The sequence below is a fragment of the Chitinophaga deserti genome, from assembly GCF_003149455.1.
Lineage (GTDB): Bacteria > Bacteroidota > Bacteroidia > Chitinophagales > Chitinophagaceae > Chitinophaga > Chitinophaga deserti.
In genome coordinates, this window is record NZ_QFFK01000013.1 from 114,544 (window position 1) to 130,154 (window position 15,611).

General features: G+C 53.1%; 12 protein-coding genes. All 12 read right to left on the bottom strand.

Annotation, left to right across the window (positions count from 1 at the left end; translation table 11 throughout):
* Positions 1-450: 450 nt before the first annotated feature.
* Positions 451-1,215 carry a hypothetical protein gene (locus tag DEV76_RS23875; protein WP_157963078.1) on the bottom strand — a complete coding sequence of 255 codons (765 nt, stop codon included), beginning with the start codon at positions 1,213-1,215 and terminating at the stop codon, positions 451-453.
* Between the two features lie 209 nt (positions 1,216-1,424).
* Positions 1,425-2,225 (bottom strand): alpha/beta hydrolase, encoded by an 801-nt coding sequence (locus tag DEV76_RS23880; RefSeq protein ID WP_109700465.1) that lies wholly within the window; start codon positions 2,223-2,225, stop codon positions 1,425-1,427.
* Between the two features lie 42 nt (positions 2,226-2,267).
* Positions 2,268-2,708: a PepSY-like domain-containing protein gene (locus DEV76_RS23885; protein ID WP_109700466.1), complete on the bottom strand. Its 441-nt coding sequence runs from the start codon at positions 2,706-2,708 to the stop codon at positions 2,268-2,270.
* Between the two features lie 51 nt (positions 2,709-2,759).
* Positions 2,760-3,377, bottom strand: a complete 618-nt coding sequence (locus DEV76_RS23890; protein ID WP_198652201.1) for a class I SAM-dependent methyltransferase — start codon at positions 3,375-3,377, stop codon at positions 2,760-2,762.
* A 30-nt stretch (positions 3,378-3,407) separates the two neighbouring features.
* Entirely contained in the window at positions 3,408-4,652 is a 1,245-nt protein-coding gene (locus DEV76_RS23895; protein WP_232827030.1) for an MFS transporter, read from the bottom strand.
* 38 nt (positions 4,653-4,690) lie between these two features.
* On the bottom strand, positions 4,691-5,755 hold the full coding sequence (locus DEV76_RS23900) for a Kelch repeat-containing protein (RefSeq protein WP_232827031.1): 1,065 nt from the start codon (positions 5,753-5,755) through the stop codon (positions 4,691-4,693).
* Positions 5,756-5,800: 45 nt separating this feature from the next.
* Complete coding sequence (locus DEV76_RS23905) at positions 5,801-7,309, bottom strand: LamG-like jellyroll fold domain-containing protein (protein WP_198652202.1); 1,509 nt, start codon at positions 7,307-7,309, stop codon at positions 5,801-5,803.
* A gap of 4 nt (positions 7,310-7,313) precedes the next feature.
* Positions 7,314-8,276 (bottom strand): dihydrodipicolinate synthase family protein, encoded by a 963-nt coding sequence (locus tag DEV76_RS23910; protein WP_109700468.1) that lies wholly within the window; start codon positions 8,274-8,276, stop codon positions 7,314-7,316.
* A gap of 17 nt (positions 8,277-8,293) precedes the next feature.
* Positions 8,294-9,445 (bottom strand): sialidase family protein, encoded by a 1,152-nt coding sequence (locus DEV76_RS23915; RefSeq protein ID WP_232827032.1) that lies wholly within the window; start codon positions 9,443-9,445, stop codon positions 8,294-8,296.
* A 19-nt stretch (positions 9,446-9,464) separates the two neighbouring features.
* A complete protein-coding gene (locus DEV76_RS23920) occupies positions 9,465-10,628 on the bottom strand; it encodes a sialidase family protein (RefSeq protein WP_109700470.1) in 1,164 nt (387 codons plus the stop codon).
* 4 nt (positions 10,629-10,632) lie between these two features.
* Positions 10,633-12,108: a RagB/SusD family nutrient uptake outer membrane protein gene (locus DEV76_RS23925; protein WP_109700471.1), complete on the bottom strand. Its 1,476-nt coding sequence runs from the start codon at positions 12,106-12,108 to the stop codon at positions 10,633-10,635.
* Between the two features lie 25 nt (positions 12,109-12,133).
* On the bottom strand, positions 12,134-15,481 hold the full coding sequence (locus DEV76_RS23930; protein WP_198652203.1) for a SusC/RagA family TonB-linked outer membrane protein: 3,348 nt from the start codon (positions 15,479-15,481) through the stop codon (positions 12,134-12,136).
* Between the last annotated feature and the right edge of the window lie 130 nt (positions 15,482-15,611).

The following is a 15,611-nucleotide window of genomic DNA, read 5'->3' on the forward strand; positions in this document are numbered from 1 at the left end:
TAACAGAAGTCTGGACCGGGCGTAATAAGGGAAAACAGGCCCGGTAGAGGCTGTAACAAGGCTTCCAACATGGGGCCAGCATGCAGTAGTTGGGCGGTATCAAGGCCCAAACAGGGTGTGGAAAGGGAACTGAACGGGAACATAAAGGCGGCCAACAGGTAGATTAGATAGCACCAACATACTGTCTACATGCAGGGAACATGCAGGGAAATAGCAGGGAACATACCGGAAACATAACAGAAACTGTGCACTATAGGTGGACTTGATGCGGAGGGGATGCGGTAGTGTGCTGTAGGTAAGATGTACTTTGTCACAGGCCTGTGAGAAGAAGAAAGGGCGCCTGCAGCCCATGGCAATGGCTGGCGGAGGAATGGCCTGCCGGGTAAATTTGGGAGCTGTATTAATTGAAATTGAACTATTTATAACAAAATCTCCATGAATGTCTGCAGGTTATTCCCTCGGAATGTGGTCCTTTGCTTCTTTTCCGGGAGCGGTGTTGCGGACGGGCTCCGGCGGAAGTATGAGTAGCTTTTTACGGGGGCGTGATTTCTGATGGGGCTTTTCCTGTGGCTGGTCGCCAATTACTGCAATGATATCAGCAGCGTTATACTTCCGATCGTAGGATATCCCGTCTTTCAGGAAGATTCTTACCTGCAGGATTACGAGTAAAGTTCCTTTACCGGGAACGTCTACCGTAAGATCCGCTCCGGGGAATGGTTCCTCCAGGTCGATGTGCAATAGGTCAGCATCCGTGCCCGTAACGGTACGGGTGGTAAAATCGATCCGGGTGGCGAGGAGTTTTATTTCCATCCGCACAGCATTGCCATGGCACAGCAGTTTCTGCGCAGCAATGTGCAGCTGGCCATCCTTGGTGAAAACTGGCAGCTGGCCGAAGAACTTTTCGATACCGGCATGCCCGTTGAACCGGAAGCCCTGCAGGGCGGCATGGTTATTCCTGCCCGCAGTTACGATGGTACGGTTCAGCCGGTTTACGACCTGACTATCGCAAAAGATATCGATATCCGGGGCAACTGCGTTCCGGATAAAGGCTCCCTTGCGGCTGGCAGCACCAAACCATTTGGCGGCGCGGCGGGTGTTAGCCGTTTGCCTTACGGTTTCGGGCATGGAGCGCAGGCAGTGCTTATCGCCCCGCTTATAGGCAATCAAATTGCCTACCCGGCCGGTAAAAGTGATAACAGAAGTTTGAATACCCATTTCCTGGAGATTTTGTTGCATTTCTATGCACACATCCCGTGCCAGATGGGTTGCCGAAGGGGTGCTAAAAGACTGGTTGTGAGGTATTGGTGCATAAATAATACTGCCCCGGCCCATTTTCAGAATGTGCCATGGCAATGTGTGTGGAATTGGACATTACTGATGATGATTTTACCGAAGGTATAACTGCTATCTCCTAAATTCTCCCCCTATTTCTTCCTGATCTCCTTTAACATCAGATAGTAAGCCGGACCCGGCATATTGCCATGATCATAGCCGTCGAATTCGTATAGGTGGGTGTTTTTGTGCCCTGCCAGCTGCATCATACGCGCCCAGTAGGCGTTTTCTTCGTAACGGCCCATCATTTCCTTCTCCCTGTCGCCGGTATAGAGAAAGAGCGGGGGTGCATCGGCACGTACATGGTATAAGGGGGCAAAGGCGTCTATTATAGCCTGGATCTCGGGGATATTGCGCTCTTTGCGGATGGTAAAATGTGTAATTGCGGTAGAGCTGAATGGAAAGAGGGCTGCAATACGGTTGGCATTTATCTGGTATGGGGCCAGCCACTGTTTATCGAGGCCCACCATGGCGGCGAGGTATCCGCCGGCGGAATGGCCGGCTACATAAATGCGGGAAGTATCGCCACCAAATTCGTGCGCATGCCGGAAAGCCCAGGCTACCGCTGCCGCAGCATCTTCTATATAAGCCGGACAGCTCACTTTCGGACTAAAACGGTAGTTGGCTGCCATCACTACCACACCCTGCTGCATAAGTTCTTTCGGGATGAATTTGTTACCTCCTGTTATTCCGCCTCCATGAAACCAAACGATCACCGGGAGCTTACCCTGCTTTGCGGGATGGTATACATCCAGCACACAACGCTCCCGCATGTACGGCGTTTGCTCGCCGGTGCGGTAGGCTACATTATCTTTCCGGATGTAAGTGAGGGTATCCTGGCCGGCGGCAGCGAAGCACAGGAAAAGCAGGATGCAGGATAACAGGTGTTTCATGCCTGTTAAATTATACAATTTATCGGGGGATATCTAACACAATCACCACCAATCTGCACCTTCCAGCACTTTACCCTCTTTATCGAAAACCACGTGCAGATCGTCGGGTGTACCGTCCAGCTCCACCTGGTAATACACTTTACCATCGCGGGTTACCTGGTCGGCATCATCCACCCTGAAGCCTTTGTAATTGGTTTTAATAGCACGGGTTATAGCAGGTGGCAGTGCACCTTTGCGGAGGTCGCTTTTCCAGGCGAGGAGTTTGCCCTTCTGATCGTAGAGCGCTTTATGATCTACCCGGCCAACATTGAAATCGGCTTCCAGGCGTTCACCCTTCCGCTCCCACTCCACGTCTTTCGCCGCGGGGAACTTACTCTTGAAGGCCTTCTGTACAGAGGCAGGCACGCCCTGCGCCACCCGGATGTCCTGTCCGTAGGTAACACTAGCAATGCACATTGCGAGAAACAGCAGCAAAACTTTCATTATCAAACAGTTTTATTAAAAATAACAAATCCTGCCGATAAAAGTTAGTTGCTACTTTCCACGCAACCTGGTAAATGAACAGAAGCGGAATTCCTGGGTTGTACCAAAAGGAGTGGTATGCAAATGCGTCTGACAGCCGTTTACCTCAAAATAATCAGCGAAAGTATGGACCATCTTTTCTTCGGAATAACGGGTAACGGGAAGTCCACTGCATTTTTCAGGGCCATTTTCTGAGAATGTACCCAGTATCAGGGTGCCATTGACGGCTTTAGCAGTCAGTTGAACATACCGGTTTATTTGCTCCGGAGTGGTGAGAAAGTGAAAAGCAGCACGATCATGCCAGATATCATATTGTACATCCGGTTCGAAAGCTTCCACATCGCCCGCTATCCATTTCACGGATTGTGCCTTCTCCCCCAGCCGGGCTTTCGCTTTCTCCAGTGCTGCTGCAGAAATATCCAGTACTGTGATATTAGTGTATCCCTCCGTCAGCAGGTAATCAACCAGGCGGCTGTCGCCCCCGCCGACATCGATAATACGGGCATTTTTATCCAATCCGGTTTTGTGGATCAGTTCCAGCGACAGCTCAGGCTTCTCCTGGGTCCAGCTGACATCGGCCGGACCTTTCTCTTTATACACCTTTTCCCAATGGGATTGTTTTTCGCTCATGAACAGCAATCTTTCCGCAAAATTACGGAATTACGGATTCCCCTCTCCTTCCAGACAATCCTTCACTTTCGGCTTCAGCATCACCAGCAGCATAACCACCGCTGCCAGGATCACTACAGACATAAGCGCGAAATCACGTCCCAGATTCCCGGCGTCGGTAGATTTGCCCAGCCAGCCGGTGATCATGGCACCGGAGAAAACGCCTCCCATGTTCATGATCCCATATGCTGTAGCACGGCTCCGCGGCGATACAAACTGGCAGAGGATGGGCATGTTATTGGCATCAAACATTCCGAAGCCCGCTCCGAAAAAGAAGGCCGCAGCCACAAGGAACACCACCGATCCCCCGAGCCCCAGGAACAACAGCGCGGGTATGGTGAGCGACAGGCCGATGGCACTGGTAAACACCCTCCCCCGCACATTATGCTGCACCCAGCGGTCTGATAATATTCCTCCAACTACCACCCCGATAAACGAAGAGGCCGCAATGGTAATGGTAGCCAGCGGACCGGCCTCACTCATGGGCACACCCAGGCTGTCGGCAAACAATGTAGGCAGCCAGTTCTTAATGGCCCAGCCCGGTATGCTGGGTATGGAAAAGTACAAAAAGATCACCCAGAAAGGAAGGAGGCCAAGCAGGCCTTTTAGTCCGCCGAAGAGGGGCTTACGAGTAGTAGCAAGATCATCTGCTGCATACGCCGGCCGTTTCTCATGCAGTAAAAGCATCAATACAGCCGCATAAATGATCCCGATGAGCCCGAACCAGTGGAAGGTAGCCTGCCACGATGCAGCAGCCGCTATGGTAGCCCCAAAGCCTCCCAGCGCCTGGCCCATATACAGGCCGGTCATATGAATCCCCACGGCAAGGGAACGGGTGGAGCCGGTATGATAATCCGCAATCAGTGATAAAGCCGCAGGGATATACAGCGCCTCACTCACCCCCATGATGGCACGCAGGGCATACAGCTGCCAGTAGCCATCGGCATAGCCCATGAGCAGTGTAACGGCAGACCAGACAAACAGGCTGCCCGTAATAAGCCATTTGCGGTTGAATTTATCCGCCGCCAGACCCGATAAGGGCGACATCAGTCCGTATATCCAGAGGAACACCGCCATGAGGCGCCCGAAGTTGGTAGCACTTTCCAGTTCGTGGATATCGATCTGGATGGCCGGCCGCATGGTGGAGAGCATCTGCCGGTCGAGGTAATTGAGCAGCGCCACCACCCAAAGGAGTGCCACTACGAGCCATGGATAATATCTTGCGTTCTTCATCATACTGTTCCGTGGGATCTTTTAAAACTAATCAATTATAATCACTCTGCTGCCGTACGTACACGCGGTGTTCTCGTACCCGGGCGCACTTCTCCACCCGGCATTACCAGCAATCCATTCCAGTGTACCAGCGGCGTGGTTACCGGCGCCCATAAGCTGCCGATAGGGTTAGTAGCCGCATCGGGGTTGCGTTCCGTAAGGATATGTCCTTTCAATGCCCACGCATCCTGCTGCGGATCGTAGGCATAGATGGAATCCGGGAAACCGGGATGATTTTCACGCAGCGTGCCCGCATTGGCTGCATCTGCGCCGGAATCGCCACCGAAGATGGTGAGGTTACCGTTAACTCCCGTTGCAGCAGGAGATGGGGCTGCTACCGTTGCGGCGGGCATTGTTGCACAGGCTTTCCATCCGCTGTCCGGATGATAGTGGTATGCATCGCGGAGATAACTGCGTTCTCCTTTGCTGAAAGCCGCGCCGCTGAAGAGGAAGAACGTGTTGCCTGAAGCGCCGGCCACACTCAGCATACGCGCGGCACCCGGCCATGTGGGGAGTTGTTGCCATTGACGACTTTCCGGTGCTGCTGAAAGGTCCAGCATATAAAAATCATTCACGGCCTCTTTACTATCGGGCGCATGCAAGCCTCCGGCCACATAGATGCGGTTACCTGCCAGAGCGCCACAGGTATTGGCTAGTGGTACCGGCAGCGGAGGGAATGCAGTCGTAAGCAGACTATCATCCTTCCATTCGAGTAAATAACTATCAGCATAATGCCCCCCGGCATTGCTGCCGCCGATGATCAGGAGTCCTTCCTTTAAGGAAATGGAAACGCCGTAGCCAAGAGGGCGCGGCAGTTTACCTGCTTCCTTCCAGGTACTACCTGTATCTTCCAGTACAAACACTTTATCGTACCAGGTTTTGGTTCCGCCATTCCAAGGTGTTCCGCCGTTGGGGAAGTTACTGCCTCCCGCCACCAGCAGCGCACCGTTGGATACACCGGCGAACGATCCTGCAAACCCTGTTGGATCAGGGATAGCAGGCAGCGTATCCCATTGATACGCCGCCTGCGTGGTTTCCGTTTTACGCATACTGCAACTTTCTGCCATACTGCACATCATTATAAAAGCAACAAAAAATAAATATCTCATACACTACAATTGATGCAGCGCCTGCACTTCGGCTTCCGTGAGCGCTTTGCCGTAAATGATCACATCGTCTATCTGTCCATTGAAATAGGAAGAATTGGACGTGGCGCCTTCCTGGAAGCCTATTTTAAAGTCTTGTCCGTTTGATACGCTCCGTAGCGCAGGCGCCGTGGCTGTACCAACCCTCACACCATCGATATATACGGAAGTGGTGAGTCCGTCGCGCACACTAACCACATGATGCCATACCCCGTCGTTCACTTTACCGGTGCCGCCGAGGTTCACGAAGGTAGAACCTGCACCGTCTTCGATACAGAAACGCATCTGGCGGTCGGTGGCGTTATCCAGCAGGCGGAGCCAGGTCTGGTTATCCTTGCTGCCGTTGCGGCCCGATTCCTGCCAGAGCATCATACGTGTAGTGGCACTGGTTTTCACCCACATGGCTACAGTATAATTACCCGTTCCGAAGTTGGTAGATGCATGATCGGCCAGCATCACACCCACAGAACCACTGAATGTGGCAGTTTGTGCAGTATTGCCGAAGCGGTCGGCCGCATAGGTTACCCCACCGCCCACACTGCTTACACTGATTGTATTCGGGCCCATGTCTGCCGCACTGTTGTTAAAAGGCAGGTAGGCCGACAAGCCGGTAGCCGGGATCACCAGCAGGTATTTATCCGTTGTTTTCGTATTGGAGTTGAAAGGGTTCCGCACTGTGAGCGTTACTTTATAACGGCCCGGCTGTGCGAAGGTGAACTCCGGGTCTTGTTCCGTGGAAGTGAAAGTTTCAGGACCTTCTACTTTCCAGTCCCAGCCGGTTACATTACCCACAGATACATCTTTCAGTTTGATCTTTCCACCCGCATAGGTTGCTGGCTGTTCGGCCGTAAATGCTGCGCTGATAGATGAAGGATCGAGGATGCGCACGAAATTCTCTTTCACTACCTGATCGGTAAACTGCGGATTGGAAGCTGTTAACGATACGCGGTAGTAGCCGGTATCCGTGAACTTCATCACCGGATGCTGGACCGTGGAACGCAGGGTTGCGCCGCCCTTTACGGGTGTGAACTCCCATGCCCAGGTTTGCGGTTTACCGGCACTGGTGTCGCGGAAGGTTACATTTTCTCCTGTGAAGTATACGGCGGCAGCGGTTTTAAAGTCTGCACGTACGCGGTTATAGTCTACGGTGATATAGGCTTTCCGCGTCAGTGATTTTTCTGAATGTGCGTTGCGCACTTCAAGCGTCACTTCATATGTACCGGGTGTAGTGTATATCACTTTCGGAGCCGACATGGCAGAGGATTCCGGCTTACCACCGGGGAAATTCCACTTCCAGTGCGTCACGTATCCATCGGAGAAATCCTTGAACACGATGCTGTCGCCCGCACTGATCTCCTGTTTATCGGATTCAAATACCACTTCACGGATCACGCTGTCGCTGCGGTCTTCATCTTTCTTACAGGCGGCAAACAACAGGGCCGCGAAACAAAATAAAAGGTAACGGGAATTCTTCATGTTGTTAGCTTTTGTGAGGGGAATGATGCCCGGATGCCACACCACCTGGCAGGGAAGCCCCTGCGGCACGAAGCGTTTCTGCAAACCGGATGTCTTCGAGATACTGACGGATGTCTTCCGCCTGCTGCGCATTCAGCTGCACCAGCGGCAGGCGGCATGGACCGAGGTCTGTACCCAGTATTTTCAGGATCGTCTTTTGCGTGGGGATGGGAGAATACCTTCCCAGGCAGCGGATCATACGTACTGCTTCATACTGCCATTTCCGTGCTTCTTCCATACGCCCGCCTTCAAAGCACTCGATCACCTTACGGTACAGCGGTGCAGCAAAAGTATAAGTACTGCCGATGGCGCCTTTCGCACCCACGGCCAGCGCGGGCAGCAGCAGCTCATCGTATCCGAAGAGGATATCGAACTTACCGTTGCCGTATTCTACGCAGGACTGATACTCATGCAGTGTTGAAGCGGTGTATTTGATACCCGCCAGGTTGGGAATAGCCTTTTCTGCCAGCTGCAGGAACTCCAGCAGGTCCATGGCTACGCCGGTAATAGCTGGGATGTGATAGTAGTAAAAAGGCATCTCCGGTGCGGCGGAGGCGATCTGCGCCATACAATCGGTCAGGTTTTGTGCCGACGACGGTTTGAAATAGAATGCAGCCACGGCTGAGATAGCATCGGCTCCTATGCGCTGCGCATGCTCTGCCAGGCGGCGTGCTTCCGCAATAGCGGGGTGGCCAACGTGTACCAGCACCAGGCAACGCTTGTTCACGGCTTTCACATATGCTTCTGCTATCTGCATCCGCTCCTCGATGGTGAGGTTGGGGCCTTCGCCGTTGGTGCCGCAGATAAATACGCCCTTAACTCCATCAGCGATCAGCTGGTCTACCAAAGCGGGGATACGTGTGAGGTCGGGCGTGCCGTTTTCGTGAAACGAGCTGAATGTGGCGGCTATCAATCCTTGTATTCTCATGGTGTGGTGTGTCGGTTTTAACGGTTTATCCAATTGGTGTAAAATTTCTTTAAGACAAGACTGTAATTCCAGCCCTTGTTATCTTTTGTATTGGTTTCATAAAGACAATAAATGATGTTCCCCGGTCCGGCAGCGAGATCGCTGTAACCGGCAGGACCTGCATCCAGCACTTTCGTTACAGGCCAGGTAAGCCCGTTATCGAACGATGCTTTTGCGGTGAGGTTCTTACGCGGATGCTTCTCGATGTCTTTGCTATCCGGGTTCACGAACACGAGTGCGGGCTTGCCTTTGGCGGATGTTACCGCAGTGATGGAAGCCATGCAGGTGGGGTCGAAGAGTTCATCAGCAAACCGTACAGGGCTCCAGCCTGTGCTGCCGTCGGCACTTACGCTGAAAGCGCGGCGCTTCACTGCCGAGGGGCTACGGATGCTCATGAGCACCTTACCATCCGGGAGCTGTACAGGCTGGCTCTCGTTGGGATTGGAGATGGTGGCGGAACTGTCGGCTACAATGGCACCGCGCTCCCAAGTTTTACCGTAGTCGTCGCTGTAAATGGTAGCCATGCAGGAAGGATGGTGGCTGCGGCGGGGCGTCAGCTTCCGGGAATCTGCGAGCCACACTGCAGACAGCAGGCGGCCGTTCTTCAGTTGTATGCCGTGTCCCGGGCCCGGTGCCAGTACCTTCCAGTTGTATTCCGGCTTGAAGCGATCGTATACATTCGTGATATCCTTCGGTTTGGACCAGGTAAGGCCATCGTCTGCAGAGGAAATATAATATGCGTCTTTATAGTCTTTCTGGTACAGCAGGTGTACAGTTCCACGATCGTCCACAATGGGTACTGGGTTGCCTACGGGCCCTTGTTTGAAGCTGTCCAGCACATGGATCTCGCTCCAGGTTTTCCCTTCATCGGTACTTCTGCGCAGGGCCAGGTGCATATCTGCCCAGTCGCTGGCGTTACCGATGCGGGCTTCGCAAAAGGCCAGCAGTGAGTGCTTCTTCGTAACCACCAGCGCGGGGATGCGCATGGAAGCATAGAGGCCGCCCGGTTCAAAAACAACTTGCGTTTCTTCTGCCGGTGCCGATGCCCCCTGTCTGGATGTAGTGCAGGCAGCGAATAACATCCCGCCTGCTACTGCCATGGCAGCCATTATCCTGATTCTTCTGTTCATATGCATGTATTCGTTACCGTTATTTGATGTTGGAAAGCAGCACCGTCCGGAAGGCGATGCCGTTAAAGTATCTCGATAAACCACCCTCAAACAGCAGGCCTACTTTCGTGTCGGAAAGCATTACCAGGTCTGAGTATCCTGACGGTCCTTCGAACACCACGTTCTTTTTATCCCATGCCTTGCCATTATCGCCGCTCATGCGGATGGTCATATTGGTACGGGTGGTAGCGGCGGGATTAGAGAAGAACAACCGATGGTTGCCGTTCACCATGCCGGAAAGCAGGGAGCCCTGGCAAACGGGGTCTGTCAGTGTTTTTTCATCGTATGCGGCCGACCAGGTGATTCCGCCATCGGTGCTGATGCTGGCGAGGCGCTTGTAATCGTTGCCGCCTACCCGCATGTTCAGCATGAGCCTGCCGTCAGATAATTCCGCAACAGTGCTTTCGTTAGGGTTCAGTCCGGATAACTGCGGAACTGCGCCGCCCAGTTTCCAGGTAAGACCGGCATCGTCGGAATAGATCACATGTGAGTTACCCCTTCTCCCCGCGCCTACTTCGATATAGTCGCAGGGTATTACCATCCGGTTCTTATGCGCACCCTGCGATATCTGGATGCCATGGCAAGGCCCGGTGGCGTACCATCCCCAGCCCGGAGCCTTTACAGTAGTGGTGATCTCTTTCGGTGCGTCCCAGGTTTTGCCTTCGTCGGCCGAGGATGTGAGGTATACGCGCCGTGTGTCTTTACTGGTACCCGCGTTGATGGTGCCGATATCGTCGTGCCCGTAGTTCCAGGTCATCAGGAGGCGGACGGTACCTGTGTTACGGTCTACCACGGGGGCAGGGTTACCGCAGGTATTATCGCCATCGCTCCAAACCACCTGCAGCTTGCTCCAGGTTCTGCCGGAATCTGCGGAGCGTTTCATCACGAGGTCGATATCCCCTTCATCACTGCAATCGTTCTTACGCCCTTCCGCGAAAGCGAGCAATCCACCTGAATTGGTCATCACAATGGCCGGAATACGGAAGCAGCTGTAGCCTTCGGTTCCCTGCTGGAATACGTAGGGCAGCACCGAGGAAGGGGGTTCTATCTTTGGGAAGATCCTTTCCGGATCTTCGTTACAAGCCCATGCCAGGGGCAGGGACAGGGATATAATAAGTAGTGTATGCCTGAAGTTCATCATCATTAGTTTATTTGTAACCTTCGGTCTGATCAATATTCGGGTTGTTAGCCATCACCGTGGTGTTCACGGGCCAGAACAGCGGAGTGGTTTTGCCGATCAGGTTCGGGATATACTGGTAGATGTCAATGGTGCCGCCTTTGTGGAAGCGCACCAGGTCCCACCAGCGCTTATTCTCGAAATACAGCTCACGGCCGCGCTCGTTGAGTATCTCTTTCTCGATGACCGCTTTATCCGTAGCGCCGGTATACTCACCGGTTTTAGCGCGGGCACGTACTTTATCGAGGTACGTTTTGGCCAGTGCACCGTTGTTCATCGCTGCAAAAGCTTCCGCTTTGAGGAGGAAGAGGTCAGCGAGACGGTAAAGGATGATATCGTTATCAGAAATACGATCGTCTGTATACTGCTTACCGGGATACTTGGTGATCCAGGCTACTTTGGGGCCGGTAGGCTGGCGTTCCGTTACCCACGTGAAGGGTATGCGTACATCGGCCGGATTGGTGAACAACGTGCGGGAAAGCGGACTTATCTGGTAAGCGCCCTGCCCGTTACCGGAATTCTTCACCCAGGGGATGCTGTCGAGGTTCAGGGCACCCTGTACGATAGATTCAAAAGGCAGTGCATTCTTGGCATAGTTGCCACCGGGCGTTTCATCGCGGTGGTAAAATGCAGCCATGAGCACTTCCGGGTTCTCGGAAGCACGCTTACCTGTTACATCCGCGAAGGAAGCATTGAGCTGGAGACCGGTAGTTTCAATCTCCGTGATCACGTCCACCGCCTGCTGCAGTGCGGCATCTCCACCAGCCAGTACTTTGGCTTTCCACATCAGGGCCTCCGCCTTCATGGCCAGTACCGATCCATAGGCAAAGCGGTAGCGGGAAGGGTATGCGGATTTCGAGAATTTGGACATGGATTTGAATTGATCCAGTGCAGCATCTGCATCTTTTAATATCTGCGTCATCACATCCGCCGCGGGAGAGCGTGCCAGCAGGGGTACATCTTCTCCCGTTACCGCCTGCAGCATGATAGGTGCATCACCAATTACACGGATGAGGTGGAAGTAGAACCAGGCGCGCAGGGCGTATGTTTCTGCAAGGATGCTTTTCTTCAGATCAGGATTTGAATTGAAACCAAAGCCCTGGATCTTTTCCAGCAACAGGTTGCAATGCCCGATGCCGCGGTACCATTCCGCATAGTTCACCGCACCTGAGGTGGGCGACAGCGTATGCGACCAGGCCACCGTAAAACGTGAGTTGGAGGCCGATATCAGTTCCTCGCCCCTTTCCGTTCCATATGTAACGTTATTGGCAAGACTGCGGAGCACCGTATAAATGCCCACAACATTGGGCTCAAAATCACTTTCATTCTGGAAAAACACATTATCCGTGATGCTGGACTCCGGCTCCACTTCCAGTATGGCCTCACAGCCTGCGAAGAGCGTTACCGCCATAAAGGCTGTCCAGATTCGTATCGTCCACTTTTTCATAATTGTACTGTTAAGACGTTAGCAATTAAAACTTCAGGTTAGCGCCCAGTGAAAACTGCCGCGGACGGGGGTACCCTCCGGGATCGAAGCCGCTGTACACTTCAGGGTTCAGGCCCTTGTAAGAAGTGAGGTAGGCCACGTTATACACGCTGCCGAAAACGTTCAGGCCCGAGGCTTTGAAGCGCTTCACCCATGCTGAGGGGAAGTCATACGTAAGCGTGATCTCACGCAGCGCGAGGAAGTCGCCTTTCTCAAACATCGCCGAAACATCGGAGTTGTAGCTGCTGTTGTTACCAAGACTGCCATTGCGGAGGTAGTTGCGCTGCCCGAAGTCATAATCCGCGAAAGAGAAGCGTGCATATTGCTTACCCGCATCACCCTGGTTCTTCCATACATTATCTGCCAGTGCCTCTGCAGGCGCACCTTCGTTGAACGCCCTGCCCTGTCCCAGTGAACGTGCCAGCGCACCGTTGCTTATCATATGGCCCATGGCATAATCCGCATTCACGCGGAGGGAAATGCCTTTATAGCTGAATGTATTCTGGATACCGCCGATCTTATCGGGGTTGCGGTAGCCGATGAACACCTGATCTTTGGAATCGATCACTCCATCGCTGTTTACATCTTCGAAAATGAAATCGCCACCGCGCTTGCCTACGATAATACCCTGCGGGGATGCGAGGTTATCTTTGATCTTCGCATTCCAGGCAGCCGCTTCCTCATCGGTAGCGAACACGCCCAGTACGTTGAAGGCGTAGATGGCGTAAGGGCGTTCTCCCACTGCGAGGCCGCCTGCTTCCACGAGTTTGCCGGCGGCTTTATCGTATACAAAATCACCACCCTGACGGTTCTTATCCCTGCCATTGGCGGGCAGTTCGGTGATGATGGTCTGGTTGAAGGCGAAGGTGAAATTGGTGCGCCAGAAGAAATCTTTCCCTTTGATCACATCAGCACCTATGGCTAACTCGATGCCCCTGTTGCGCAGTGCGCCGTTGTTGTAAGTGATGGAAGTGAAAGGCGATTCTGAAGGGAGGGGTTTGGAAGTGAGGCGGTCGGTGGTTACTTTACTGTAAACGTCCGCAGCGAGGGTGATCCTGTTGTTGAGGAAGCCCGCTTCCAGCCCGATGTCTGTAGTTTGGGTAGACTCCCAGCGCAGGCGCCTGTTGGCCAGCCCGGTACGCAGAATACCAGCGTTCATGGCATAACCGGCGGCGGAATACTCCCCATAGGTATCCACGATGCTGAGGCCGCTGAGACCCGTACCGCCCCAACTGGCACGCAGTTTCAGGGCACTTACTGTCTTGCTCTTCCAGAAATCTTCCCGGTCGATGTTCCAGCCTGCGGATACGGATGGGAAAAATGCATACTTGTGATCCGGCGCAAAGTTGGAGAAGCCATCGTAGCGGAGGGAGCCGCCGAGGATGTATTTGGATTTGTAATCGTAGTTAAACTGTCCGAACATACTGGCGGAGCGTGTTTCACCCAGTGTGGTCCTGAAATCTCCTACGTTGGAGAATGGTTTGCCGTCGATGTAAATCAGCGGCTCTTCCTGGATGGTATAGATGTAATCGCTGGTAGCTCTTTGTGAGCCCATATCCTTGCTGTGGTTGGTGTTGCGGGTGAAGTTCACACCACCGAGGATCATCACGCGATGGTCTTTATTGAAATCCACATCGTACTGCAATACCTGGTCTATCATCAGCTGGCGGGAGTTGTTGGTATAATCATCTTTCCAGCGTTGCATACTGGGCTGTACTTCGTCGGCCGGGGTAGCCTTGCGCATGATGAGTTCGGTATAATCATCTACCATGTAAGACAGGGAGGGCTTCCAGCGGAGACCTTTGATGATGGTATAATCCGCAGCCACTCGGGTTACGATACGTTCTGTAGAGGTGCGGATATCGTCGTATTTCAGCAGATGGAAGCGGTTGCGGGTAGTGTAGTTCTCCCCTGCCATTGGGTTGCCATCATCTTTGAAAGTACGGATGAGCGGGGTAATGCGGGTGGCGCGTACCAGATCGTTCTGAAAAGCATCCACATAGTTGGGATTGGTGTGCTGGTAGTTCACCATGAAATCGAGCCTTAGCCTGTCGGATGCCTGATAGCCGAAGTTACCCAGCGCGGAATACCGCTTATAGGCAGTGCCCACCAGTACACCAGCCTGATCGGTATAGCCCATGGAGAAGTTGTAATCTGCCTTGTCGGTTCCGCCGCTCAGCGTCACGTTCTCATTATTCGACAAACCCGTTTTCCAGAGCTGATCCTGGTATTTATTATCTGCATACAGCAACTTGGTACCGGGATTGATGGGATCATCCATTACGCGCCATCCGCGGGAAAGCAGGTTATCTACGTATGCCTGTCCTTCCACCTGCAGAATATTATCGTACAGCGCGGTGAGGTAGATGTTCTTTCCATAATCGCCCGGGCGGGTATATACGCGAGTACCGGCAGAAAAGCCGCCATTGTAAAGGAGGTTATTTTTATCGATGGCATCGGAAGTATTGGCAACCGTGATACGCGCCAGGCGGAGGTATTCTTCGGCAGAGAGGTAATCATAATCACGCGCCTGCGTTTCCCAGGTGCTGCGGTGTGAGAGGGTAACCGTGCTGCGGGCGTTCAGTTTCCCTTTCTTTGTTTTGATTACGATAACGCCATTGGCGCCACGCGCGCCATAAATGGCAGTGGAAGCCGCGTCTTTCATTACCTGGAACGATTCGATATCGTCTGGGTTAATGTCGTTCATGGAACGGAATACCCCGTCGATCACAACGAGCGGGTTACTGCCATCCGAAGCGCCAACGGAAGCGCCGTTGTTATTGCCTAAGCCGGAACCATATACATTGGGCTTGGTGCCACCCCGGATAATAATATTATTCACCCCCACACCCGGTTGCCCCTGGGTAATAGGGATCGATACCCCAGCTATCTTACCTTGCATAGCCTGCACGGGGTTGGGATTGGGGTTATTCTTCAGCTCGGCGATATCTAATTTAGAAATCGCGGATGTCACTTTACGGGCCGATTGTTCGGTATAGCCTACAATGAGTACTTCGCCCAGTTGAGACGATGTTTCCGCCAGGTTCACGTTGATCTCACGGCGGTTACCCACCGGAATTTCCTGCAAGGCATAGTTGATCATTCTGAAAAGTAAAGTAGCGCTGCCGGCAGGTACCTTCAGACTGTAGCGGCCATTAACATCGGTAATGGCACCCTGGTTCGTGCCTTTAACGGACACGCTCACACCGATCAGGGGCTCGCGCGTTACGGAATCGCGCACGAGGCCTGATACCGTCCCTTCCCCGGATTGGCCGAAACCCTGCTGTGTGGCAAACAGCAGAAGGAAACAGCAGCATAATCTTAGCAATGTCAAGTGTGGAAGTTTTGTGTACATAAGATTGAATGAAATGTCCGCACCGCCGGCGCGTTAAACGTCTGCGGCAAAAGCGTGGCAAGACCGGCGCAGGCTACTGGCGGTCCGCTGGCTGGCGGAGAATGATTGA